Source organism: Vibrio harveyi NBRC 15634 = ATCC 14126 = KCTC 12724 (genome assembly GCF_001591145.1).
Lineage (GTDB): Bacteria > Pseudomonadota > Gammaproteobacteria > Enterobacterales > Vibrionaceae > Vibrio > Vibrio harveyi.
This window is the reverse complement of record NZ_BCUF01000020.1, coordinates 1-24938: the sequence shown is the minus strand read 5'-3', so window position 1 is coordinate 24938 and position 24938 is coordinate 1. Positions and strand designations below refer to the sequence as shown.

Genomic DNA, 24938 nt, shown 5'->3' with positions numbered 1-24938 from the left:
TTAAGCCGTTTGACTTGGGATCTCGACAACGTTATCTGGCACGCTATCTAATCCTTTCTCAGCCAACCACTTTTCCAGATTATCCGCGCCTCCAATGTACTTACCGTCTAACCATATTTGTGGCACGGTCACTGGTGTTTTTTCACCAATGATGGCTTTCACTTCAGGGATCATACGATATAGGGCTGCGCTGTCTTTCACTACATCGTGATATTTGTAGTCAACGCCAGCTTCATCAAGCAACTTTTTCGCTTTAACACAGTAAGGGCATGTCGCCTTACCATAAACGATGTTGCCTTTAAGCTGATCTCGCTTGGTCCATTCAGCAATGACAGATTGAACAAGCACGCCTCGGTTTAGCGCTTCCCCTTGGCTGACGACTTTGCCTTCAACGACTAGGATAGGGGCATGCCATGCTCCAAGTTTTAATGGCTCCCACCAATGAGACAACCAATCTTTCACTTCTAGCTCGACTGGCACATCTGCTAATTCATTTTCAAATGTGTCAGCAAGAATATCTTTGGTTAATGTACATTCCCCGCATGGGATATTGACTTTGAATGGTCCCCAACTGCCGGCCCAACGATACAATGTAATTTTGATTGGCTGTGTCATAAGATGCTCCTCATTTCCTTTCCTGAAAATATAGAACTCAAAACCGAGAAATTTCTTTCAAATTACTTTCTTTTTTCGCTTCCCAATGAGTAATGAAAGCAATGGAGCCGATAATGATTGCAGCACCAAGCCATAGTCGACCTGGTGGCACCCAGTTGAATACTAGCCAGCCTGCAAAGACATTTAAGGGCAGTTTCGCGTGGTCGAATGGTTGTACAAACGATGCATCAGCGACAGCGTAAGCTTTGACTACTGCCCACTGGGCTAGTGCCGTAAGTATGCCTGCGGCGATTAAGATTCCCCAAATGTTCCAGCCTTCAGGCATTGCAAATGTAGGTGCCGCCAGCAAAATATTAAAGGGCGTGATCAAGAGCAGTAAGTAAACCACCATGGTTGATGGTGGATCGTTCACCGACAGCTTTTTCACCATTAAAGAATAAGATGCCCAGAAAAAAGCCGCGCCGACAGGCAGTAACATTGCCCAGGTAAAAGAGTCTGACCAAGGCTCAAGAATGATCATTGCGCCAATAAAGCCAGTAAGCGTTGCGATCCAACGAGCAACACCTACTTTTTCCTTCAGAATTAAACCTGAACCTACCGTTGCAAACAACGGTGAAGTCATAAGCAAAGCGATGCCTTGCCAGATAGGAACCGGATAAGCGAGAGCCCATAACCAAAGCTGGATACCGATAACCGCCAAGAAGATGCGCAATGCATGCCACCCAAAGTGGTTAGTACGTAGAGACTGACGAATTCCTAATGTTCGCAGATACGGCAAGATAGCGAAAAAGGCGATAGCGTATTGGAAGAGTGCAAATGTCGTGGATGACACACCAAAGTGAATACTTGCGATTTGAGCAAAGCTATTAACGATGGCAAAAGCCAAGCCTGCGGTAAGCATCCAAGATGCTCCTTGGACAGGATGATGATTCAATTGGATATTTCCGGTTTTAAACAATAGATAGGATCATACGTTCTAATGTTGGGGTAGCCAATAAAAAAATGCCTCCCAGAGGGAGGCGACATTACCAATTCAAAGGACGTGCCTACCGAAGTAGGTACAAAGAACGAGAAGCACAAACGCTGCCATGCATTTGCTCGTTTTTAATATTGCAGCTAGTGTGCCAACTTTTAACGTGTTGATTTTTAAAGGGTGAGAAGGGCGCGTCTAACGGCTACTAGAGGAATTGCACTAACTTCGGGAGTAAATGCATTAAAAGAGGGCAGTTAGGTTTAAGTAGAAAAGCTGTCGGTCTTATCTCAATAAATAGAAAATGACCGACACGGAGTGCCGGTCAAAAACTTGCTGCGATGCTGGCTTGGGTAGAAGCCGCAGTTAGAAGTCGTAGCGTACGCCAAGGCGAAGTGTATCTTCGCCTTCGGTTACTTTACCTTCCGCGTCTTTCGCTTCATCAAGTTGGTTCATGTAGTAAGAAAGGTAAGTGCGGAAGTTGCTATTCAGTTTGTAGTATCCCACAAGCTCAAAACCTTCAACTGCATCGTACTTTGCAGCGCCATTTGGATCGTTTTCTTGGAAAGTGTAAAGACCAGCGACGGTAAACTTACTTGCGATCTTGTAGCTTGCAACTAGCTCATAAGCGGTAAAGTCTTCAGAATCTGTCAGTGCACCTTGTGAGTACGTACCTGCAAGGTAGAGGTTATCCAGTGAGTAAGCGATACCACCAAGGATTTGGTCTTCTGAATTGTCTTTGTCTACATCACCGCCTGAGTATGCAAGACCTAGGTCAAGACCGATTGGTAGAGAGTAAAGACCAGAAATGCCGTATTTATCTTGGCTATCCTCGGAGTTAGCTTGGTAAGTGGCTTGAACTTGTAGAGCATCGAATTCACCACGGTAAGCGAAAACGCTATCTTGCTTATCCGAAGATGAGTCAATGACTTGCTGAACGCCAGAAAACTCGGTGATATCCGTCATGTCTGAGATGATAACGGCAGCCATGTCTTGACGACCTACAGAGAAGCTACCTGCATCTGCACTTACTCCTGCGTACATGTAGCGGTTTTTAAATTCGCTCTTACCGGTTTTTTGTTCCGCTTCGTAAACACCAAATGCAGACAGACCGTTACCGATGTCAGCCTTACCTTTTAGGTTTAGACGCGCACGTGACTTATCTTCCATAGAACCGTCTACTTCAGCACCGCCTGAACCAATAAAGTCACCACGAAACTCGACGCGACCGCCAACCTTCAATTCAGTGCCGCCATCTTTGTACACTGTCGCCGCAAAAGATGGTGCTGATACCAATGCTGTTAACACTGCAGTAGTTAGTGCTGCCTTTTTCATTTTCTTATTACCCTAGTTGTAATCGATGAGCTTTCTTGCTCGATGTATTGATGACGCTAAGGTAAACCGAGAAAATTAAAGATAGATTTCTATTAAGTTATGATTTGTTTGCATATTTATTTCAAATGTATGAATGCCTTCTTATTTATGAAAATAAGAGAAAAAGGGGGTTTTATGTTTTTTCATGTTTTTCTAATGACTACCGAACGACATACTTTTAAAAAAGATCCTAATCATTTTTTTCTTCTCGAATTGTAATTCAAGATTTCATGTTTGAATTTTCATTGTTTGTTTTAACAATGATTTAGCTGGATTTTTTGTTGTTACATGTAAACATTTGTTTCCAATTTGGGTGTATTTTTCAGAATTTGTATAAAGAAAAAAGGTAAACGTTTGCGATTTTTCTTTTTTATTACATCTTTTCACTCTGCTCTGGGGAACTTCTGAAATACATTGATTGGCAGTTGTTAATCAAAAGTGACGCACATTGGTGGAGAAGATGCCCCAATCTACTTTTGTATAAAACTGACTTATAAACTAATGAATAAATACATGGATTTTATAATGAACAAAAAATTCCTAGCAGCAGCGATCGCAGCAGCAACATTCGGTACACAAGCAGTAGCAGTGGAGCTTTACAACAACGATGGCACAACGTTCTCTGTTGGCGGTCACGTATCTATTAACGTGAACGGTTCAGAGCAAGGTGACACTGATGTAGGTACTAACTCTCCACGTATCAACTTCACAGCAACTCAGGATCTAGGCAACGGCTTTACTGCTGACGCTCGCGGTGAATGGGCTCTTAACTACCTAGATGGTGGTGACGAAACATTTACTACTCGTCTTGGTTACCTAGGTCTAACTCACGATGTTTACGGTCGTGCAGTTGGTGGTACTCAGTGGGCACCTTACTACGATGTAGCTGGCGTTGCTGATATGCCAATCGCGTTTGCGAACGACTTTATCTACGACGATCACGGTAACCTAGGTACAGGTCGTGCGGACAAGATGCTTTCTTACCGTAACGCTATCGAACTAGGTGAAGCGGGCTCTATTGGTTTTGGTCTAGGTTGGCAAGGTAGCAACGATCAATCAAGCGTAGATGAAGTAATTGTTGATGACGGTAGTGGCAACCCAATTTACGAAACTCAGTACGCTGGTAACAACTACGGTGACCGCGTACAACTTGCTCTTACTTACTCAGTGCTAGGGGCAAAAGTAGGCTACACCTACAACACTGGTGACATCACTGCATCTGCCGCTGCACCAAAGAAAGAAACGGCTGAATCACACCTAGTATCTGCATCTTACGGTTCTTACGGTCAAGGTCTATACGTTGCTGCAGTATACGGTTCAAATGAATACATGAACTTTAACGGTTCACAACGTCTAGTTGAGAGCGATGCGTACGAAGCGCTACTAGCTTACGCACTTCCAAGCAGCCTAAACCTAAGTATCAACTACGAAATGGTTGAAGGTAAAGCAACTAAAGCTAGCTCAACTGAAACAGCTCGTGAAGAGATGGCGGTACAAGCTGAATACAACTTCACTCCTAAGTTTGTTGGCTACGCTGGTTACCAGTTCGACCTAAACGATGCAAACGATCGTAAAACAGATGACAAATGGGCACTTGGTGCTCGTTACTACCTATAATAGTAACCTGTCCTAGTTACTATGGAAGCCAGCTTCGTGCTGGCTTTTTTTTGTCTGTGGTTCTTGCCTTGTCGAAGTTCAATTTAGTGATGATTCACTCAAAACGGGCTGAATGTCTTGTTTTTAACACCTCGAAACGAGAACTAGTGTCAACAACGTAACGTGTTGGATTATTATGCGTTTTTTGTTTTGCAGGGAAGAGCAATGAGCGTCGTTCAGGTTGAAGAGAAGAAAATCAAAGTCGGCAAAGTTCTGTGTGTCGGGCGTAATTACGTTGAGCATATTCAAGAGCTAGATAATGCCGTACCAGAGCAAATGGTAGTGTTCAATAAACCGGCGACTTCCGTTTCAACCAAACTCACCTCATTCCATCAAGAGCCTTTGCATTACGAAGCCGAAATCTGCTTTGTGATCAAAAACGGTCAATACTGCGCGGTTGGGCTCGGCTTAGATCTGACCAAACGCGGTTTACAATCTAACCTCAAAGAAAAAGGATTACCTTGGGAACGTGCCAAAGCGTTTGATGGCTCAGCGGTATTCAGCCGTTTCCGTTCTCTTCAAGGTGTCGATATTGACGATCTCAACTTAGAGCTTTTGATTAACTGTGTTCATGTTCAAAAAGGGCATGTTAAGCAAATGCTTTACCCACCGATGAACATTCTCGATGAGTTGAAGAGCTACACAACGCTAGAAGATGGCGATATCGTGATGACAGGGACACCAAAGGGCGTGGGTGAAGTGCATCAAGGCGATGTCTTCCTTGGACGTTTGAAGTGTGGAGACATCACCTTATTAGAGATTGAATGGTTGGCTGTTTAGTCGCGAGCTTATAGCCAAATTCGAAGCAGTAAAAACGCGACCATACTTACGATGGTGGTGAGCAATACATTCTTTGTGAGGTATGCAATCGCAGCAGCTAATAGGGCAGCCAATAGAAATGGGTTTTGCCATGTGACGCTCAGTTCACCTTCTGGCATAAACACGATAGGAGCCCAGATCGCGGTGAGCACGGCAGGGCTTGCGTAGCTTAATATCTTTTGAGTTCTTACCCCCAATTTAAGCGGCAATTTTGGTTCGAGAAATAGATAACGGCTAGTGAATACCAAGGCTGTCATGGCTAAGATAGACAAAAAGATCATTGGCGTTCCTCCGGTGTATTCTCAATGTTTGAGGCTTTCGTCGTAAACTGTTCGACCAAATAGCCCGTCAACATGGCGAGAATACTCGCGAACATCAAGCTTCCTTCCACTTGGTAATAATTCAGCGTCACTGAGCTAACTAATGCTACCAATACACTGCATAGCACGGGAATGCTTTTTATCGTTGGCACCACAATCGCGATAAAGGTGGCAGCAACGGCAAATTCCAATCCGATCTCATTCAATTCAGGTATCAAACTGCCAGCGACGATGCCAGCAAGTGTTGCGAAGTTCCAAAATAAGTAGAAGCTTAATCCAGCGCCAAGGGCGTACCATCGATCAAATTGCTTATCGGATTGGTGCCCGACGATGGCAAATAGCTCATCAGTGAGTAAGAAGCCAAGTGAAAGACGCCACTTTAAGGGCAATGGCGAAATTTTACTGCGCATCGAAACACTATAAAGAAAATGGCGGGAGGTAATGAAAAAGGTCGTCAGCAACATGGTGGTTAAGCCTGCACCAGCTTTAATCATGCCCATGGCAACAAGTTGTGCGGAGCCAGCAAACAGAATGGCGGAAAGCGCCTGACCTTCCAGCGGGTGTAAGCCAGTATCGATGGCAAATGAGCCCGCAAGTAATCCCCAAGGCAGTACGGCGATGCTTAATGGCATCATTGCGATGGTACCTTGTAAAAAGAGTGAGAATTTTGAGTCTTGATGAGTTGGCAAAGTAGTATCCATAACTTCAACTTGAATAGAAAAACATGCTGTTAAGGTAGGCTGACCTAAGCATGCTGCCTTGTACAAAATTGCTAACAGTGCTTGATGTACTGCCCGGGCGTTACCCCCATGGCTTTTTTAAAATGACGATGCAAGTGGCTTTGGTCGTGAAAACCACATTCTTGAGCAACATCGGAAATCTTTTGTCCTAGCTTGAGCAGCTTTTTCGCCATTCTTAGCCTTTGTTGAATCTGAAACGCGTGCGGCGGAAAGCCAAACTGCTTTTGAAACTCACGCAACAGGTGGAAGGGGCTCAACCCTGCTAACTTCGCAAGTTCTTCTAAAGAGACATCGGTTTGAGAAAAGTCTTCAAGAAATTCTTTGACCAGGTGCAATTGCCTTTGCGCTTTTGTCGTATCTTTAAGGGGAGCTCGATGTGTACTGTGCTTGCTGGCAAGTTTGATCAGTGTGCCGTAGACAAGTGTCTCTCTTAATAAGCGGTTATCGGATTTCTCGAGAGTATCGAACACTAATCGCAGTTGATTCGCGAGCTCTGGATCGTAAACGACGGGCTGCGGGAAGTAGGGCTGAGCGACATTGGGTGCGCCAAGTTCTTCCCCAAGCGTTTGAAACTGCTCAGGTACGGGATACATGGCTTTGTATTCCCAGCCACCTTCTGACGCTGAGTGACCATTATGCACCTCATCAGCGTTTACAAGAATGATACTGTCTTGCGGTGCAATGTGGTTGCCACCGGTACGAAAGAATTGCTGTGCGCCTTTTTCAATCACACCAATGGTGTAGCCTTCATGGCTATGGCGAGAGAAGTTTTGTTTTTCGTATTTTGCATCGAGCAGCTCTAACCCGCCCAACTCTTGAGCAATCTTAAAAGTCGCGATTTCCTTATTCTTTTCTTTCATCTCGGTCCAAATAGCTCAAGCGTAAACAGTAGCACCACATCATTTGGAGTCTACCGGATCCATCCTGCTTATTTTTGTACAAAATTGCTATTGGTATTAAAAATAAACATCAAAAAGGTTAATTGTTTTTAAATTGAGCATTAAACCTTTTGTATTTTCTGAATATTGCTTCGTGGAAAGATATTTGGTCTGGTTGTTATCTATTCATTGGTATAAGATCCGCCGCCTGTTTTAGAAAGCCAGTTCCACCATGATCGATTTATCTGTACTCCCTGTTTATCTCACTGCTGTTGTAGCACTTCTTTTGTTACCTGGACCTGACATGCTGCTGATTGCCAGCTCTAGCATGAGCTATGGTAAGAAAGTTGGTCTGTTTGCGAGCTTGGGCAACGCGACATCCGGTGTGATCTTAACCTTATTGGCAGCAATGGGCGTGTCGACCTTGATTGCCATGAGCCCAATCGCGTTAAAAGTGCTTCATCTACTGGGGGGCGCGTACTTGCTCAAAATGGGCTGGGACTGTCTACGAGCGGACGCTTCTGTTGCACCAGAACTTGACCAGAAAAACAAGATGGCATCGACTTACTATCAACGCGCTTTGATGAGTAATCTGCTGAACCCGAAAGCCTTGGTGTTTTTCGTGATGTTTTTACCTCAGTTTGTCTCTAGCAACATTACCGCATCGTCAGGTGAGCAAATGCTCGCGCTTGGTTTGCTGCTAAACGTATTAGGCTTGCTATTCAATATTTTGTTAGTTGCATTGGCGGGGACATTAGGCAAAGGGTTGCTGGAAAACGATAAATTCCGCATGTACCAAGGTAAGCTAATGGGCTTGGTGTTCGTTATCCTTGCGGTGTGGATGCTCAGTAGCTTCGTGATGTAGTGTGTAGGAACAATCAGATTTTTGAACAAAAGCCAGCACTCGCTGGCTTTTTGTTTTAGTATCACTCTGATTTCCAAGGAGTGGCAGTATGAAACTTGAATTTAAACTCAATCCAGAACAAAACGATCTCGATTTTATCCGTGATGGCATCCGAGCTTATAACAACATGCATCTACCGGATGGGGACGTAGACGCCATTGGCTGTTTTGCTCGTAATGACGAGGGTAAGGTTGTTGGCGGACTCACGGGAGAAATGTTTAATAACACCGTGTTTGTTGAATACCTGTGGGTTGATGCAGAGGCACGCACTTCGGGATTAGGAAGCAAGCTGTTCGCTCTACTGGAAGAGCAAGTGAAACCGCGTGGAGTCACGCATTTGTATCTCGATACCTATAGCTTTCAAGCGCTCGATTTTTACTTGAAATTGGGTTTTGAAAAAGTCGGGCAATATTCAGGCTACCCAGCAGCAGGCATTGATAAACATTTCCTGCAAAAACAGATTGCTTGAGTTGGTTTGAATTGCATAAAAAAGAGGCGCTCGATGCGCCTCTTTTGCTATTTGTAGCTGTCAAAGAATCGATGTTTCAAACTCGAATTACAAGCTTTGTTGATGCGCTTCGATAAGTGCGTTCATTTTCGCTTCCGCTGCTTGGTTAGCTTGCGCGTAATCCATCTCTGCCGGGAACTCGCTGATCACTTCGTAGTAACACTTCAACTTCGGCTCAGTACCAGAAGGGCGAACAATCACACGTGATTTGTCTTCTAAGTGGTAAACCAGTACGTCACTTGCTGGCAAGTTAATCGCTTCTGTTGGACCATCGGTCACAAAGCGAAGTGATGACTTCAGATCTTCAATCACTTCGATACGTTTACCCGCAATCTCTTTCGGTGGGTTTGCGCGAAGTTTGTCACCGATTGGTGGTGATTTAGGGTCAAGTGCAATGCTGCGCTGCGCGTTGAAGTAGAAACCGTGTTGGCGGTATAGTTCTTCTAACTTATCCCACAGCGTTTTGCCTTGTGCTTTCAATTTACCTGTCAATTGAGAGAAAGCGACCAGTGCTGACAAACCATCTTTATCCCATACCTTATTACCTACTGTGTAGCCTAGTGCTTCTTCGTAAGCGAATAGGAATGGGTTCGCTTCAGTTTCTTGTGTCATTGCTACGTTAGTTAGCCATTTAAAGCCAGTTAACGTTTGGTAGTATTCTGCGCCGTGTGCTTTCGCAATACTGCTCAATAGACGAGAAGACACAATGGTATTCCCAACAAGCGCATTTGGTTGACCTTGCAGTAAGTAGTCACCAAACAATGAACCCACTTGGTCACCTGTTAGCATCTGATATTCGCCATCTGGGCGTTTTACAGCCACAGCAAAACGGTCTGCATCAGGATCGTTCGCGCAAGCAATGTCCGCATCGACAGATTTACCCAGTGCCATCACCATGTCCATTGCGCCTGCTTCTTCAGGATTCGGGAAGTTTACGGTAGGGAACGTACCGTCCGGTTCACGCTGTTCTGGAACGCTTGCGACTTTTTTAAAGCCAGCGTCTGCGAGCAACGTTTCTGCCATGTCCGCACCGACACCGTGCATTGCCGTGTAAACAATCGAGATATTTGTGTTGCTGTCCGGTGTTAGCAGGGCATTGTCGTTCATTGTTTTGCGATAGGTTTGGTAGTACTCGTCTTCAAGCCAAACTAACAAACCTTTTTGTTTTGCATCGTCCAGTGACATCAGAGGAAGCGGTTTTGTTGTTGCTTCATCGATTTTTGCAGCAATACCAGAATCGTGCGGTGGAATGATTTGCGCGCCATTTTCCCAGTACACTTTAAAGCCGTTATACTCAGGCGGGTTATGGCTTGCGGTAACAACCACAGCTGCTGCTGCATTTAATTCACGAACACCAAAAGCAACAATTGGCGTTGCTGCTACTTTATAGGTTAGGTAAACCTTGATGCCCAAAGCAGTAAGTACAGAAGCTGTATCGTGTGCGAACTGTTTAGAATCTGGGCGACCATCGTAGCCAATAACAACACCGCGAGATGATGCGTCTTTCACTTGTTCAATCAGATAGTGACCGAGACCTGTTGCCGTCTCTTGAATCACTAAACGGTTCATGCGATTTGGACCCGCACCGACTTTACCGCGCAGACCTGCAGTACCAAATGCTAAGCGTGAACCAAATCGATCTGTCAGTTCTTGTTCGTTATTTGTATCGACTAGGTGTTGAAGCTCTTCACGAGTTTTTGGATCTGGGTCTCGTGCTAGCCATTGAGTAATTTGTGCTGTCATATTCGTCTTTCCTTAGTAGGGGGAGCCTACTTGTTTAGACACTTCTTTGCTTAAAAGCGTCCCAATGTTTTCTTTTAATTAATGTAAATGATTCTCAATTACATTTCAAAGAGGGCAATCGATAAACCGAATTTATTTTTCAGTCTGTACGGAATTTATTCACAGTTAATTTCTTGAAGAACTATTGAACTATAACTAGCCTTTTAACATAAATATAACAAAGAGTGCTGAAATCGTAGTTTTTGTGATTTTTCGTAAATTTGTTCGATATTTGCATCGGGAAGCAAGGAAGCTCGCGCAAGCGCAGCGGCTGAGCAGAGGAGAGATCTTTTGAAAAGATTAGCAACTACTCTAGCCTTATTAACGAATGTGATTTTTATCACGTTTTCTTCGTCCAGTTGGTCAGAGCAGAGTGATTACAACATGACGCGAGGTGTTACGGGGATCAGTGAGCAAGTGTATGAATTACATATGCTGATCTTCTACATTTGTTGCGCTATCGCTTTTGTTGTATTCGGTGTGATGTTCTATTCCATCTTCAAACATCGCAAGTCAAAAGGGGCAGTTGCCGCTAATTTCCACGAAAGCACTAAAGTGGAGATCATCTGGACCGTTATTCCGGTCATTATTCTTATCGCTATGGCGATTCCTGCGACCAAAACGCTGGTGGCGATGGAAGACACCAGCCAATCTGACCTTACTGTGAAGATCACCGGCTCTCAATGGAAGTGGCACTACAGTTATTTCGGCGAGGATGTCGAATTTTTCAGCCTACTTGCTACCAGCCAGAAAGAAATCGATGGCATCGAAGCGAAAGGGGCGCACTACTTGCTCGAAGTGGATAACCCGCTGGTTTTGCCTATCAACCGTAAAGTTCGCTTCTTAATGACTTCTGATGACGTAATTCACTCTTGGTGGGTACCTGATTTCGCTGTTAAGAAAGATACGATCCCTGGTTTCATTAATGAGGCTTGGACCAAGATTGATGAACCGGGTGTATATCGTGGTCAGTGCGCGGAGCTTTGTGGTCGAGCGCATGGTTTCATGCCAGTTGTTGTTCATGCGATGGCGGAAGATGATTTCGACCAGTGGATGGCAGACAAGAAACAAGAAATTGCCTTACAAAAGGCGGCTGCCCAAGAAGCATTGACGCAAGACCGTTCAATGGAAGATTTGATGGGACAAGGCGAGTCGGTTTACACCGCGCGTTGTGCTGTGTGCCATCAAGCGAACGGCGAAGGCATTCCGGGCGCGTTCCCGGCAATCAAAGGCAGCGAGATAGCCAAAGGTCCGGTTGTTGCTCACATCGATGTATTGGTGAACGGTCGAGCTGGCACCGCCATGCAAGCTTTTGCTAACCAACTAAGCGATCAAGAAATTGCCGCTGTAATTACCTATCAACGTAATGCTTGGGGAAATGATACTGGCGATACCGTTCAAGCATCCGATGTTAACGCCTTTAAGGCACAAGACAGTGCCAAGGAGGAAATATGAGTAAGCCAATTGAAAAAGCGGTGAAGTCTGCTCCTGCTGAAGCGCAAACTACTGCAAACACGACCATTGCGATTGAAGACGACCACGATCATCATCACGCACCAAAAGGGCTAGCGCGTTGGCTTTATTCCACCAGCCATAAAGACATCGGTACGCTTTATTTATGGTTTAGCTTTGCTATGTTCCTCACTGGCGGTGCGATGGCGATGATCATCCGTGCTGAGCTATTCCAACCGGGTCTGCAATTGGTGGACCCTCAGTTCTTTAACCAAATGACGACCGTACATGGACTAGTGATGGTGTTTGGTGCCGTCATGCCAGCGTTTACTGGTTTAGCCAACTGGATGATTCCAATGATGATTGGCGCTCCAGATATGGCTTTACCACGGATGAACAACTTGAGTTTTTGGATCTTACCTTTTGCGTTCCTCATTTTGATCGGCTCTTTGTTCTTACCGGGTGGTGGTCCTGATTTCGGTTGGACTTTTTATGCGCCGCTTTCCACAACTTATGGTCCTGATAGTACGGCGTTGTTTGTTTTCTCAGTCCATATCATGGGTATCAGTTCCATTATGGGTGCCATCAACGTTATCGTGACTATCGTAAACATGCGTGCACCAGGCATGACTTGGTTCAAGCTACCAATGTTTGTTTGGACTTGGTTAATCACGGCGTTCTTGTTGATCGCGGTTATGCCCGTATTAGCCGGTGCGGTCACCATGGTTCTGACCGACAAATACTTTGGTACAAGTTTCTTTGATGCCGCTGGTGGCGGTGACCCTGTGATGTTCCAACACATCTTCTGGTTCTTTGGTCACCCTGAGGTATACATCATGATCCTGCCTTCGTTCGGGATTATCTCGGCAATCATTCCGGCTTTCAGTGGCAAGAAACTGTTCGGCTATCATTCGATGGTTTACGCAACCTGCAGTATTGCACTACTGTCATTCCTAGTGTGGGCACACCATATGTTTACGACGGGGATGCCAGTATTCGCCGAACTCTTCTTTATGTACTGCACCATGTTGATTGCAGTGCCAACTGGCGTGAAAGTATTTAACTGGGTGGCGACTATGTGGCGGGGCGCAATGACGTTTGAGACACCGATGTTGTTTGCCATTGCTTTTATTGTCTTATTTACAATAGGTGGCTTCTCAGGCTTGATGTTGGCGATTGTACCTGCGGATTTCCAATACCATGACACTTACTTTGTTGTTGCGCATTTCCATTATGTCTTGGTATCCGGTGCGGTGTTTTCGATTATGGCAGCGGCGTATTACTGGCTACCGAAGTGGACAGGCAATATGTATGACCACAAGCTGAGTCTATGGCACTTCTGGTGTTCAATCATTTCGGTCAATGTGTTGTTCTTCCCAATGCATTTCTTGGGCTTAGCAGGGATGCCAAGACGCATTCCTGATTACGCTATCCAGTTTGCCGACGTTAACCAAATCGTATCGATAGGTGGCTTTGCCTTCGGTCTGTCTCAATTGATCTTTCTGTGGCTAGTCATCAAATGTATTCGTGGTGGTGAAAAAGCAACGGCAAAACCTTGGGAACGTGCAGAGGGTTTAGAGTGGACGGTACCTAGCCCAGCCCCACATCATACATTCACAACTCCGCCAAAAGTCGATTAACCGAAGAGTGAGGTGAGTGAGATGCCAAGTAATTCATCCAATAAGAGACTCACTATCAAGTTGCTGCTAGCGACAGCGCTGATGTTCGGCTTCGGTTTTGCTCTTGTGCCACTCTACGACATCATGTGCGATGCATTGGGCATTAATGGTAAAACCAGTGATGTGGCCGCAATTCAACCGACGGGTATGCAGGCGGATATTACCAGAACGATTCGTGTGGAATTTATGGCGCACGTTAGCCCGGACATGCCTTGGGAGTTCAAACCAAAAGTCGTTTTTATGGATGTTCACCCTGGTGAAGTGATTCAAACCGAATATCTTGCTTTTAATCAGAGCGGTGAAGATTTGGTAGGGCAAGCTGTGCCATCCGTATCGCCGGGTACTGGTGCAGCTTACTTCAATAAAATCGAGTGTTTTTGCTTTAATCAACAGCCATTGGAAGGTAAGCAGCAAGCGAGTATGCCTTTGATTTTCTACATTGAGCCGGATGTGCCGGATTCAATTCATACGTTGACCTTGTCTTACACACTCTACAAATTTCCTCCTCAATCGGGCGAGTCTTCAACAGCTAGCCTCTCAGGGAGCGAGAAACAGACCTTAACGCCGCAAACCAAAGCGCGTCTGTAAGGAGAGAACTTATGAGTAACAAGCCTGAGACCTATTATGTTCCCGCACAAAGCAGTTGGCCAATCGTAGGAGCTTTTGCGCTGTTCCTCGTTGCTGTCGGTGCCGGAATGACCGTTCAAGGTACTCAAAGTGATGGTGCAGTTGGTACGTTAGGCGGCATCATTCTCGCCATTGGTATGTTGTTTTTGCTCTATATGCTGGCAGGGTGGTTCAGCAACGTCATCACAGAGTCTCTTACCGGAAAGTACAGTGCGCAAATTACGCGTTCATTTCGACAAGGGATGAGCTGGTTCATCTTTTCGGAAGTGATGTTCTTTGGTGCTTTTTTTGGTGCTCTTTTCTACGCAAGAATGATTTCCGTGCCTTGGTTAGGTGGTGCAGATAATAACTTAATGACACATGAGGTATTGTGGCCGAGTTTCGAAGCAATCTGGCCACTCACCACCACGCCGGGTGGTGATACGACCCAAGCAATGCCTTGGCAGGGTATCCCATTAACCAACACCATCTTGCTGCTATTGTCATCGATTACATTACATATGGCACACATCAGTTTAGAGCAAGATAAACGAACTGCACTGATTGTCTGGTTGGAAATCACCATCGTCTTGGCGGGCTTCTTCCTCTATTACCAAGCCGTTGAATATGCACACGCTTATCAAGATATTGGGCTGACGTTGCAGTCCGGTATTTACGGTAATACCTTCTTTATGCTCACGGGCTTTCACGGTTTGCACGTTTGTCTCGGTACCATTTTCCTCATTGTGCTGTTATTCCGCATCGCCAAGGACCACTTTTCTCCGAAAGACCATTTCGCATTCCAAGCTGGCAGTTGGTATTGGCACTTCGTTGACGTGGTTTGGCTATGCTTATTTGTTTTCGTTTATGTGCTGTAAAGCTAGTAAGGACGAGGATTTGGGGCTATCCATCCTGCCCCTAACGCTACGAGAAGGAGAATCACGACTAACGCAGAAAACATGACACGACGACCGAGATAGTGGCTCATTGGTTTGCCTTTCTTCGATGAATCCTCTGGGTCTTCGCGAACCATTTCGATAAGCGCTTTTGCGAGGTTAAAGATGATGAAAAGCAGCAAAAGGACAAGCGTTAACTTAAACAGAAATACGGTGGACATGGCACCTCCGGTTTCGTCGTCGATATTATCGAAATGGGTTTGGGTTGCTGTCTTTTTAACTGTGGCTGTGTTTTCTCTGTTGGTCAAACTGGGCTTTTGGCAATTGGAACGTGGTAATGAAAAGCAGCGTTTGGAACAAGCGATTTTAGCAAGGGAAAATACCTCTTATCAGGACATATCTGAAGTACTGGAAAAGAACGATTGGCGAGAAGAAAGTGTTATAGGGATTAAAGTAAAAGCAAATGTGACGCCTGAATCACTCCCAATTATTTTATTAGATAACCAGACCTATCAGGGTGAAGTGGGTTACCTAGCGTTTCAAATCGTATCGATGTCTCATGATCCTGCGACTCTGACGCTGCTTGAACTTGGATTTGTGAAGGGGAAAAGATCCAGAGCCGTACTTCCGAAGGTTGAATATCTGACAACGCCATATGACATCACAGGGCGTTTGTATCGTAAATCTACTAATCCACTAAGTTCAGACCTAATGGCTGAAATGGGCGATACGATAAGAGTGCAAAACCTCAACATTAATCAACTTAGCCAACTGCTTAATATTGAGTTAATGCCTACGGTCATTCAACCTGACAATCTAACGCAATGGTCTTACCCATTTCCTTGGAATCCCTTACCGTTAACCAGTGCAAAGCACTTTGGTTATTCTTTTCAATGGTTTGCTATGTCTGGCGTATTTTTGTTTATCACAATCCTGATTTTTATTCGTTGGATTCGACAACCACGCTCACAAGGAGGTGAGAAATGACAAATGCAGTCACGAAAGGACGAATTGTATTGGTGTCTCTGATTTGTCTATTTGCGCTCCCCGCGATTATTGCCAAGGTTGTATTGAGTCAAGGTTGGTACGAAACGGGGGTAACCAATCGAGGTGAATTGGTTGAGCCATATATCACGCTCGAACAATTAGGTCAGCCATCACCATTAGACGAAAAAGGTTGGCAATTAGCGTACGTGTTGCCTCCGGAGTGTAAAGAACAGTGCCAACAACAAATACATTTGATGCAACAAAGCCACATTGCATTAGGTAAATATCAGGAGCGTGTGGTGCCAGTTATCTGGACTTCGGAAGAGACCAATAATGTTGCCCAGAGCATTGTGGTGATGCAAATGAATGATTCGTTGTCATCGAGAGTGAAAGCAGGGCAGATGTTGATCGTCGACCCTCTCGGGCAACTAGTTATGTCCTATACGCCAGAAGCCAACGAGGATTTGGTGCGGTTAAGTAAAGATGTATTGGCGGACTTACGAAAGCTATTGAAGTTATCACGCGTAGGCTAGGGAGAGTGCAATATGACGTTAAGTCGTTTGGTTAAGTTCAGCCTGTGTCTTACTCTTGTAGTCATTATGTTGGGAGCATATACACGCTTGGCTGATGCGGGGTTGGGATGTCCAGATTGGCCTGGTTGCTATGGTCAGTTATTTGTACCCCAAACTGAAGCTGAAGTTACTAAGGCAAATGCTCTGTTTCCGGAGCGAGCAGTGGAGCAAGGAAAAGCGTGGTTAGAGATGATTCATCGTTACTTCGCTGGAACTTTAGGCTTAGTCATTCTGATGATGGCAATCATGGCGGTGAGAGCAGAGCGAGTTGATCCGACAATTCCGGTTTTGCTTTGCGTTCTTGTTTTGGGCCAAGCGGCATTAGGAATGTGGACGGTAACGTTAAAGCTGATGCCAGTGATCGTTATGCTTCATCTACTTGGCGGCTTTACGTTGCTTGCACTTCAAGCGCTGTTCTACTGCCAATTACAATCTAAAAACAGCCTCTACTTTTCTCCTTCTTCCAAGAGCGTGAGAACGTTCTCTTTGATGGCTTTTGGTGTGGTGTTGTTGCAGGTGTTGCTTGGCGGATGGACATCATCAAATTATGCCGCATTAATGTGTACCACTTTGCCAATATGTGAAGGTAACTGGACAAGCTATTTGTCTTGGAAAGAGGCATTTTCGTTTTGGCAGACAGGTTTTGATAACTATGAGTTCGGTGTCCTAGATTACCCTGCCAGAATGACTATTCATGTGAGCCACCGTATTGGTGCCATTATTACCGCATGCGTGGTGTTGATTTACTGCATCTTACTATTAAAACAAGATTCACATCATTCCCAACGCCTCGGTATCTGGATTGGATTCACCTTGGTATGTCAGATCTTATTGGGCGTGAGTAACGTTGTGTTCCAGCTCCCTATTTATGTTGCGGTGGCACACAACCTCGGTGCTGCCATTATGCTTACACTTATTTGCGTTAGTCAGTTCTACCTATGGCAGGGTAAAGCTTGTTGGGGTCATCAAGCGAAAGGAGTTCGCTATGAGTAAAGAGATCGCGCTACCTCTAGAAAGTGGTAAGAGAAAGATTGGGTCAACCTATTTAAAACTAACAAAGCCAAAAGTCGTCGCTCTTATGTTAATTACGGCTATTGTTGGGATGAGCTTAGCTCCGGTTGCTGACTTTCCTTGGTTACAAGCTGCCATTGGTCTTACTGGTATCGGCCTAATGGCAGGCTCTGCTGCAGCGTTTAATCACCTGATTGATCGCCGTATTGATGCGCGAATGGCTCGCACGCACAAGCGACCTTTGCCTTCCGGTGATACTAACCCTTTGTCTGTTGCGATTTTTGCTACTGCTCTGGGGGGAATTGGGTTTGTGTTGCTTCATGCATTGGTCAACCCACTGACGGCATGGATGACCTTCTTAAGCTTGTTAGGTTATGCGGTGGTTTATACCATGTATCTTAAGCGAGCAACCCCGCAGAATATTGTGATTGCAGGGATTGCAGGCGCAATGCCGCCACTACTCGGTTGGACGGCGGTAACTGGAGAGTTACACGCGCATGCTTGGCTATTGGTAATGATTATTTTTATTTGGACGCCGCCACATTTCTGGGCGCTCGCAATTCACCGTGTCGAAGACTATCGCAAAGTGGATATCCCAATGCTTCCAGTCACTCATGGCATTGAGTACACCAAGACATCAATTCTTTTGTATACGATTCTACTCACGCTTGTCTGTATTTTGCCTGTGCTGGTGGGGATGGTCGGCTCTGTATATTTATTCTCTTCATTGCTCCTCAATGCTGGCTTTATGTATCACGCGTGGAAGTTAAAGTTTTCACCGGAATTAAATAGCGCAATGGAAACGTTTAAATTCTCCATCTATCACTTATTGGCGCTGTTTGTTGCGTTATTGGTGGATCACTATATTGGTGTGTTTTTATGATCTAGAGCCACACAAGGGCAAGCTCACAACTGCACCGAACTCCGGTGCAGTTTTTGTTTGTACGGCGCAATACTAGGGTCTGCTGCTGTCGTTCCCAATAATGTTTATACCCCAGTCAACTCGTCCTTCGGGAGCGTGTGATTGACCCGATTACTGTGTCAAACAACATGGAAAGAACCGGCTATGACACGACCTTGTTTTCCTTACTTACTTTCGGTAATCAAGGGAGCGATGACAATGCTCTGAATTCGGCGTCGTGGAATCATTTGGGTATATTGGTTTTGGAACCAAGAGCGATGAACTATGAGTCTTTGAGAAAACTGCTACTTTTCACCAAACTTGAAATCAAATATTTAATCGAGCGTACCATCAGGTCGCCTTTAGTATAAGAGTCGGAACCAGATAGGATGGAGAAGGGCGAACAGAGAAACTGAATGAGTTTGATAAAGAGTGAAGGGTAAAGCTGAAGCAAACAAAAAGGGATGCCGAAGCACCCCTTAGACTAGATTAGAGCGGGAACTCTTATTCTGGTTGTACCAATTCTTCGTATTGGAACTCAGGTACGACAACTTCAACACGACGGTTCTTCTCGCGACCTTCGTGAGTGCTGTTGTCTGCAACTGGGTTTTCTTCACCCATACCAGTAACTGTGAAGCGGTCTGCATCGATGCCTGCTGCGATTAGGTAATCCGCAACAGATTGAGCACGACGCTCAGACAGTTTTTGGTTGTAAGCTGCTGGACCAGAGCTATCTGTGTAACCAGTGATTTCAACTTGAGCTTGTGGGTACTCGTTCAAGAAGTTTACGAAGTTGTCTAGACGCTCAGATACTGAATCAGTTAGCTTCGCACTGTCGAATTCAAACGTACCTGTACCGTACTCTTCTTTGTGCGTCTTCGTCATCATTACTGGTTCTGGCTCCGCAACCACTTCTTCTGTTACTACTGCTGCAACAACAGGTGCTGCTGCGAACTTGTAGTTAACACCGATACCAAAGAAGTTTGCATCCATATCATCTAGGACATCATCAGAGATATCTTGGTAACGTTGGTATTCAGCACGAACACTCCAGTTTCTATCGATAGTGTATTCAGCACCAAGCGAGCCTGTAGGAACGAAATCTTTTTCGTCACCCGAAATCATGTAAGCACCACCGATTTTCGCGAATAGGTTCCACGTATCGTTTAGATGCCAGTTGAATTTAGGCGCAAGCGTTAATGCCCAAAGATCACCGTCGATCGTATTTACTGTATTAGCCCCTGACTTGAAATTAGCTTCGTAGTCACCTAAGTAATCAACACCGTACTCAAGGCCAATGATATCGGTAAAGTCGTAACCGATGTGCATTCCGGCACCGAAAGCATCATCATCACAAGGGCTGTTTAAATAGCAAGCATCATCTAGCGTAGTCATGCCCACTTTGCCCCCGATATACATTTCAGCTTGAGCAGAGTTAATTAAACCACCAGCTACCACTGCTGCTACTGCAATTGCTACTTTGTTCATAATGTTTCCTTGTATTGATTGCATATTAGTTTCTACTTTGTTTTTACAACTTGAGTAAAACTAGGTAGTTATAAGAAATTAGTTTAATAAGAAATAAGTTTAATATTCATTTAAATTAACATCAAGCAACAATATCTTAGATCTTGCTACACTTTTCGTCGCCAAATACCTCACAAACTTCTGATATTTCTTACATTGTAGACAAGATTTTCAAAGTTACAGGAAAATATATGATAATTTTGAACTTTCCGTGTACATAAAAATTTACGCTGTGTTTTGTTTTGAACGTTAGTAGTTAATTTGCATTTTTTTAAAAAAAGTGATTGCAAGCGGTCGGCGAAGTCGATAAGTTACTTGCATTGACACGATTAAATGAGCCCACAGCCCTTACTATTGCTTGCTTTGTGAACAATGTTGCAGTGAGTAAAGTTTGGGCAAAATAGTGGGACTTGGATAGTAATTAGGAAGTAGAAGTAATGTTTCAAACTGATGATGTAAGAATTAATAAAGTAAAAGAGCTATTGCCACCTGTTGCAGTGCTTGAAAAATTTCCGGCGACCGAAACTGCTTCCACAACTACTTTTGAATGTCGTAACGCCATCCACAATATTCTTGAAGGTAAAGACGATCGCCTACTAGTGATTGTTGGTCCATGTTCTATTCATGACCCAGAGGCGGCGGTAGAGTACGGTAAAAAACTGAAAGTACTTCGTGATGAACTCGGTGAGCAACTAGAAGTTGTGATGCGCGTTTACTTTGAAAAACCACGTACTACGGTAGGTTGGAAAGGTCTGATTAATGACCCATACCTAAACGATACTTACAAACTTAACGACGGTCTTCGCATTGGACGTAAGCTTCTGCTTGATCTAACTGATATGGGGCTTCCAACGGCAAGCGAGTTTCTAGATATGATCACGCCGCAATACGTTGCCGACCTGATCAGTTGGGGGGCGATTGGTGCTCGTACAACAGAGTCTCAGGTTCACCGTGAGCTTGCGTCTGGTCTGTCTTGCCCTGTTGGCTTTAAAAACGGTACAGATGGCAACATCAAGATCGCAAGTGATGCAATCCGTTCGGCAAGCGCATCTCACCATTTCTTGTCAGTCACTAAGTACGGTCATTCTGCTATCGTTGAAACGGCAGGTAACCCTGATTGCCACATTATTCTGCGTGGTGGTAAGGAGCCAAACTATAGCGCATCTCATGTAGGTCAAATTAAGGATGAGCTGGATGCTGCCGGTCTGCCTAAGAAAGTGATGATCGACTTCAGCCACGCGAACAGCTCTAAGCAATTTAAACGCCAAATGTTAGTTTCTGATGATGTGTCAGAGCAAATTTCTGGCGGTGAAGATGCTATTTTCGGTGTGATGATTGAGTCGCATCTTGTTGAAGGTCGTCAAGACTTGGTTGATGGCAAAGTTTCAACTTACGGTCAATCGATTACTGATGCATGTATCGGCTGGGAAGATACGGAAACAGTTCTACGTCAGCTATCCGACGCAGTAAAAGCGCGTCGTGCCAAATAAAAATTGAGCGAATAACACTCACAAAAAGCCAGCTTCTCGCTGGCTTTTTTAGTTTAAGTAGAGAGTAGTTAGCTATGTCATGGCTTAACCTGTCGCACATAACCCATGTGTTTTAGCCTTAAATCCGTTAAGGTGTCTGGGTAGATTAAAAAACACTCAAGGAATGAGATGAATAGAAACGTCTGGCTATTATCACTTTGCCAAGCCTTATTGATGACGGGAAACATACTTCTGATTTCTGTCATTGCGCTTATCGGTAAACAAATTGCGCCTTCTTCAAGCATGATCACTTTGCCAGTAGCGTTGCAGTTTCTCGGATTAATGTCTGCGACGATCCCGGCGTCCTTAATTATGGGAAAGCTGGGACGCCGTCTGGGTTTTAGCTTAGGTAACATCATAGGTATAGCTGGAGCGTCGTTGGCAACCTATGCGCTATCTCTGCAAAACTTTACTTTGTTTTGTGCTTCCACCTTTTTGCTAGGGGTAGGGATTGGCTTTGGTACTTTATATCGATTTGCTGCGATAGAAGTGTGTGATGAATCAGCACGGCATCGAGCGATCTCGATTTCTATGGCAGGTGGCGTGCTAGCTGCCGTTTTGGGACCAAACCTCGCTATCTATTCGCAAAAGTGGTCGACAGATGGGTTTTATATTAGTGCTTTTGCTGTACTCATTGTCTTGTATATAACGGCATTAGTTTTACTACAGACGATACGATTTCCAGCGGCGCATACGCAAAATTGCTATGCAAAACCAGACTCTCTCAAGAACATTATTTATCGTCCTAACTTTATGATTGCGGTGTTAGCAGCGATGGTTGCCTATGCCGTGATGAATATACTAATGACAGCGACACCGTTAGCCATGATTGGCTGTGGGTTTGATTTCACAAGAGCTGCTGGGGTTATTGAATGGCATGTATTGGGCATGTTTGTGCCTGCTTTTTTTACTGGTCGGTTAATTGAACTATTCGGTGCAAAGAAAATGATTTTAGCTGGTGGTGTGCTGTTCATCGCGTGCATAGCAATTAACATGCATGGGTTATCTATATGGCACTTCAGTACGGCGTTGATCTTACTTGGTGTTGGATGGAATTTTATGTTCATTGCCGCAACCAGTTTGTTTAGTCAGAGCTATGAAGTGAAAAATAAAAGCAAAGCGCAGGCGTTCAACGAGTTCTTCGTATTTAGTTGCGTCACCATTACTGCACTTTTGTCTGGTTGGTTGGAGTCGACAGTAGGGTGGCAAAATTTGAATTTGTACGTCTTACCTTTTGTCTTATTGGTGATGGCAATCTTTATTGTTAAAACGAATAATAATTCTGAATCTCAAATTGCATAAACTGAGTTCAAAATTTTATAAGACCCAGCTATTAAGGCTGGGTCTTTTTTGTCTATCAGCTCACACCCCGTAACATTATTGATTAATTATTGTTATCTAAGTGAGTTTTTTGGGCTTTAAATGTCGCATCGGTAAGATTTTTTCTCTAGCATTTTGTAATAAATATAACAATCGTGTATATATCCTGTCGCAATTTAATAAAAACTATAGAAGTCTCATCTATGTCAGCCTCAACTTCCAATAAAGCTCAAGAAAACCTCGTAGGAGATTCTGACGAACTGGTCTCCACCACCGATCTCAAAGGTGTTATCACTTATTGCAATGATGCGTTTTGCAGAATTGCTGAATACAGTCACGATGAACTGCTCGGACAAAACCACAATATCGTTCGCCACGGAGATATGCCCAAAGCCGCTTTTGGTGATATGTGGGCTCGCCTAAAACAAGGTAAAGCGTGGCGCGGAATTGTAAAAAACAGTACGAAGTCGGGTGGTTACTATTGGGTCGATGCTTACGTAACTCCAATTTATGAAGGCCATCAAGTTGTGGGTTATCAATCGGTTCGTGTTAAGCCCAAGCGAGAGTGGGTGGATATCGCTTCTAAAGCGTACCAAGGGCTTCTAAAAGCAGAGAAATCCGGTCGAGCGTGGGCGTTGAAGTTAAATGACACCTTGCGCTATGCAATTCTTCTTGGTGCGTTAGTAGCACCAGTAACGAGCTTGGCTCTGTCACTTGAAGGTCCTCTTGCTTGGTTAACGACATTGTTACCGGCAGGTGTTTTAGCTGTTCTCTTCCGCCAGGAACTTGTTGATACGCCTCTGCAATTTAAAAGGTTACAAGCGCAGTACGACAGTGTAAGTCGTCTGGTGTATTCCGGAAATAAACCATTCTCGATTGCAGATTTCCATATCAAGATGCTCTCTGCCCGTATTCGCACCGTGTTAGGACGTATGACGGACTCAGCTCTGCCTTTACAAAGTTGCGCGGAAGAGCTTAGCAGCACGACGGCAGAAGTTTCATCAGCGCTAACTCAGCAGAACATAGACATTCGGCAAGTTCGCGATGCGACAGAGTCGATGGAAGCGTCTGCAAATTCAGTTTCATCCAGCACTAACGACGCGCATCTACTGATAGACGATACGCTGCAGTCATGTCTGATGGCGAAAGAGACCATCGACCAAACTCATACCAACTTAGCGCAACTTAGCTTACAAGCTGAGAAAGCGACGGAAACGACCTATCAATTGAGCGATCAAGCGCAAAAGGTAAGCCAATTAATGGAAGAGATTGGCGGGATTGCCGACCAAACTAATCTGCTAGCACTTAATGCTGCAATTGAAGCTGCGCGAGCGGGTGAACAAGGTCGTGGTTTTGCTGTTGTTGCTGATGAAGTAAGAGCGCTCTCAGGGCGTACTTCGAATGCGACTGAGCAAATTAAAGCATCCATTGAAACCATGCTTACAACGATTCAAGGTTGGCAGAAAGACATTATTGCCAACAAAGAACAAACGGACACTTGTTCAAATGTTGCAGAGCAAAGTGCATTGCGATTATCTGAAGTCGAGCAGATGATGCAAACCATGAGTGGTTTGATGGTGAATGTCGCGGACTCTGCTAATAAGCAGTTGCAGCTTTCTAGCGACGTAAATCAGCACATTCATTCTATTGCTTCGACAGCAGAGCAGAACTTAGCGGCAACACATTCTGTAGAGCAAAACAGTAAGCAGTTGAAAGAGCAAGTCCAAGATTTCTATCGACTAGCTATTCAGTTTGAAGAGAAGTGATTCCAACCAGTTAGCTGAATCGTTGTTGAAAAATGATTAGATAAAATAAAGCCCCGCCGAAGCGGGGCTTTTCAGTTTTCAAATTCGCAATAGAGAAAACTGATAATACTAAGCGATTAAGCTAGC

Annotated in this window: 24 protein-coding genes; 15 read left to right on the top strand and 9 right to left on the bottom strand. The window is 44.6% G+C overall.

Annotated elements, in window-relative coordinates; all coding sequences use genetic code 11:
• The 3 genes from VHA02S_RS12035 to VHA02S_RS12025 form a co-directional block, all read right to left on the bottom strand.
• Nucleotides 1-615, bottom strand: coding sequence for a glutaredoxin domain-containing protein (locus VHA02S_RS12035; protein ID WP_005452412.1), 615 nt, complete (start codon nt 613-615; stop codon nt 1-3).
• A gap of 37 nt (nt 616-652) precedes the next feature.
• The gene (locus VHA02S_RS12030; protein WP_050567834.1) at nt 653-1516 is read right to left on the bottom strand and encodes a DMT family transporter; all 864 of its coding nucleotides are present in this window, start codon (nt 1514-1516) and stop codon (nt 653-655) included.
• 435 nt (nt 1517-1951) lie between these two features.
• Nucleotides 1952-2920 (bottom strand): porin, encoded by a 969-nt coding sequence (locus tag VHA02S_RS12025; protein WP_009696380.1) that lies wholly within the window; start codon nt 2918-2920, stop codon nt 1952-1954.
• Nucleotides 2921-3484: 564 nt separating this feature from the next.
• Between VHA02S_RS12025 and VHA02S_RS12020 the strand changes: the two genes are divergently transcribed.
• Nucleotides 3485-4576, top strand: a complete 1092-nt coding sequence (locus VHA02S_RS12020; protein ID WP_038899188.1) for a porin — start codon at nt 3485-3487, stop codon at nt 4574-4576.
• A 204-nt stretch (nt 4577-4780) separates the two neighbouring features.
• Nucleotides 4781-5395, top strand: coding sequence for a fumarylacetoacetate hydrolase family protein (locus VHA02S_RS12015; RefSeq protein WP_017818634.1), 615 nt, complete (start codon nt 4781-4783; stop codon nt 5393-5395).
• A gap of 8 nt (nt 5396-5403) precedes the next feature.
• On the opposite strand, the gene VHA02S_RS12010 is transcribed toward VHA02S_RS12015, so the two are convergent.
• The 3 genes from VHA02S_RS12010 to VHA02S_RS12000 all read right to left on the bottom strand — a co-directional run bounded on the left by VHA02S_RS12010 (nt 5404) and on the right by VHA02S_RS12000 (nt 7354).
• Nucleotides 5404-5715 carry an AzlD domain-containing protein gene (locus VHA02S_RS12010; RefSeq protein WP_009696378.1) on the bottom strand — a complete coding sequence of 104 codons (312 nt, stop codon included), beginning with the start codon at nt 5713-5715 and terminating at the stop codon, nt 5404-5406.
• Nucleotides 5712-6455, bottom strand: a complete 744-nt coding sequence (locus VHA02S_RS12005) for an AzlC family ABC transporter permease (protein WP_038899189.1) — start codon at nt 6453-6455, stop codon at nt 5712-5714. Before VHA02S_RS12005 ends, VHA02S_RS12010 begins: the two co-directional genes overlap by 4 nt.
• Nucleotides 6456-6526: 71 nt before the next feature.
• Nucleotides 6527-7354 carry an AraC family transcriptional regulator gene (locus tag VHA02S_RS12000; protein ID WP_038899190.1) on the bottom strand — a complete coding sequence of 276 codons (828 nt, stop codon included), beginning with the start codon at nt 7352-7354 and terminating at the stop codon, nt 6527-6529.
• Between the two features lie 250 nt (nt 7355-7604).
• Between VHA02S_RS12000 and VHA02S_RS11995 the strand changes: the two genes are divergently transcribed.
• A complete protein-coding gene (locus tag VHA02S_RS11995; protein WP_038899191.1) occupies nt 7605-8237 on the top strand; it encodes a LysE family translocator in 633 nt (210 codons plus the stop codon).
• An 88-nt stretch (nt 8238-8325) separates the two neighbouring features.
• Complete coding sequence (locus VHA02S_RS11990; RefSeq protein WP_038899192.1) at nt 8326-8745, top strand: GNAT family N-acetyltransferase; 420 nt, start codon at nt 8326-8328, stop codon at nt 8743-8745.
• Nucleotides 8746-8832: 87 nt separating this feature from the next.
• On the opposite strand, the gene VHA02S_RS11985 is transcribed toward VHA02S_RS11990, so the two are convergent.
• The gene (locus tag VHA02S_RS11985) at nt 8833-10527 is read right to left on the bottom strand and encodes a phospho-sugar mutase (protein ID WP_038899193.1); all 1695 of its coding nucleotides are present in this window, start codon (nt 10525-10527) and stop codon (nt 8833-8835) included.
• A 330-nt stretch (nt 10528-10857) separates the two neighbouring features.
• Here VHA02S_RS11985 and coxB point away from each other — a divergent pair, with 330 nt between their 5' ends.
• The 4 genes from coxB to VHA02S_RS11965 are packed head-to-tail and all read left to right on the top strand — an operon-like array spanning nt 10858 to nt 15181.
• On the top strand, nt 10858-12021 hold the full coding sequence (coxB, locus tag VHA02S_RS11980; protein ID WP_038899194.1) for a cytochrome c oxidase subunit II: 1164 nt from the start codon (nt 10858-10860) through the stop codon (nt 12019-12021).
• Nucleotides 12018-13658 (top strand): cytochrome c oxidase subunit I, encoded by a 1641-nt coding sequence (ctaD, locus tag VHA02S_RS11975; protein ID WP_005452395.1) that lies wholly within the window; start codon nt 12018-12020, stop codon nt 13656-13658. The genes coxB and ctaD overlap by 4 nt, the downstream gene beginning before the upstream one ends.
• Before the next feature lie 21 nt (nt 13659-13679).
• Nucleotides 13680-14285 carry a cytochrome c oxidase assembly protein gene (locus VHA02S_RS11970; protein ID WP_017190764.1) on the top strand — a complete coding sequence of 202 codons (606 nt, stop codon included), beginning with the start codon at nt 13680-13682 and terminating at the stop codon, nt 14283-14285.
• Nucleotides 14286-14296: 11 nt separating this feature from the next.
• Nucleotides 14297-15181, top strand: a complete 885-nt coding sequence (locus VHA02S_RS11965) for a cytochrome c oxidase subunit 3 (RefSeq protein ID WP_005452393.1) — start codon at nt 14297-14299, stop codon at nt 15179-15181.
• A gap of 2 nt (nt 15182-15183) precedes the next feature.
• On the opposite strand, the gene VHA02S_RS11960 is transcribed toward VHA02S_RS11965, so the two are convergent.
• A complete protein-coding gene (locus VHA02S_RS11960; RefSeq protein ID WP_005452392.1) occupies nt 15184-15420 on the bottom strand; it encodes a DUF2909 family protein in 237 nt (78 codons plus the stop codon).
• Here VHA02S_RS11960 and VHA02S_RS11955 point away from each other — a divergent pair.
• The 4 genes from VHA02S_RS11955 to cyoE are packed head-to-tail and all read left to right on the top strand — an operon-like array spanning nt 15419 to nt 18652.
• A complete protein-coding gene (locus VHA02S_RS11955) occupies nt 15419-16186 on the top strand; it encodes an SURF1 family protein (protein ID WP_005452391.1) in 768 nt (255 codons plus the stop codon). The genes VHA02S_RS11960 and VHA02S_RS11955 overlap by 2 nt on opposite strands.
• Complete coding sequence (locus tag VHA02S_RS11950) at nt 16183-16719, top strand: redox-active disulfide-containing membrane protein (RefSeq protein ID WP_009696370.1); 537 nt, start codon at nt 16183-16185, stop codon at nt 16717-16719. Before VHA02S_RS11955 ends, VHA02S_RS11950 begins: the two co-directional genes overlap by 4 nt.
• Nucleotides 16720-16731: 12 nt before the next feature.
• Nucleotides 16732-17751 carry a COX15/CtaA family protein gene (locus tag VHA02S_RS11945; RefSeq protein WP_017190761.1) on the top strand — a complete coding sequence of 340 codons (1020 nt, stop codon included), beginning with the start codon at nt 16732-16734 and terminating at the stop codon, nt 17749-17751.
• Nucleotides 17744-18652, top strand: a complete 909-nt coding sequence (cyoE, locus tag VHA02S_RS11940) for a heme o synthase (protein ID WP_005452385.1) — start codon at nt 17744-17746, stop codon at nt 18650-18652. Before VHA02S_RS11945 ends, cyoE begins: the two co-directional genes overlap by 8 nt.
• Before the next feature lie 522 nt (nt 18653-19174).
• Here cyoE and VHA02S_RS11935 read toward each other — a convergent pair.
• Nucleotides 19175-20158: an OmpA family protein gene (locus VHA02S_RS11935; RefSeq protein ID WP_005452383.1), complete on the bottom strand. Its 984-nt coding sequence runs from the start codon at nt 20156-20158 to the stop codon at nt 19175-19177.
• Between the two features lie 476 nt (nt 20159-20634).
• Between VHA02S_RS11935 and aroG the strand changes: the two genes are divergently transcribed.
• The 3 genes from aroG (at nt 20635) to VHA02S_RS11920 (ending at nt 24812) form a co-directional block, all read left to right on the top strand.
• Nucleotides 20635-21687, top strand: a complete 1053-nt coding sequence (aroG, locus tag VHA02S_RS11930; RefSeq protein WP_009696367.1) for a 3-deoxy-7-phosphoheptulonate synthase AroG — start codon at nt 20635-20637, stop codon at nt 21685-21687.
• Nucleotides 21688-21855: 168 nt separating this feature from the next.
• On the top strand, nt 21856-23028 hold the full coding sequence (locus tag VHA02S_RS11925; RefSeq protein WP_038899195.1) for an MFS transporter: 1173 nt from the start codon (nt 21856-21858) through the stop codon (nt 23026-23028).
• Nucleotides 23029-23249: 221 nt separating this feature from the next.
• Nucleotides 23250-24812: a methyl-accepting chemotaxis protein gene (locus tag VHA02S_RS11920; RefSeq protein WP_009696364.1), complete on the top strand. Its 1563-nt coding sequence runs from the start codon at nt 23250-23252 to the stop codon at nt 24810-24812.
• The last annotated feature ends 126 nt before the right edge of the window (nt 24813-24938 follow it).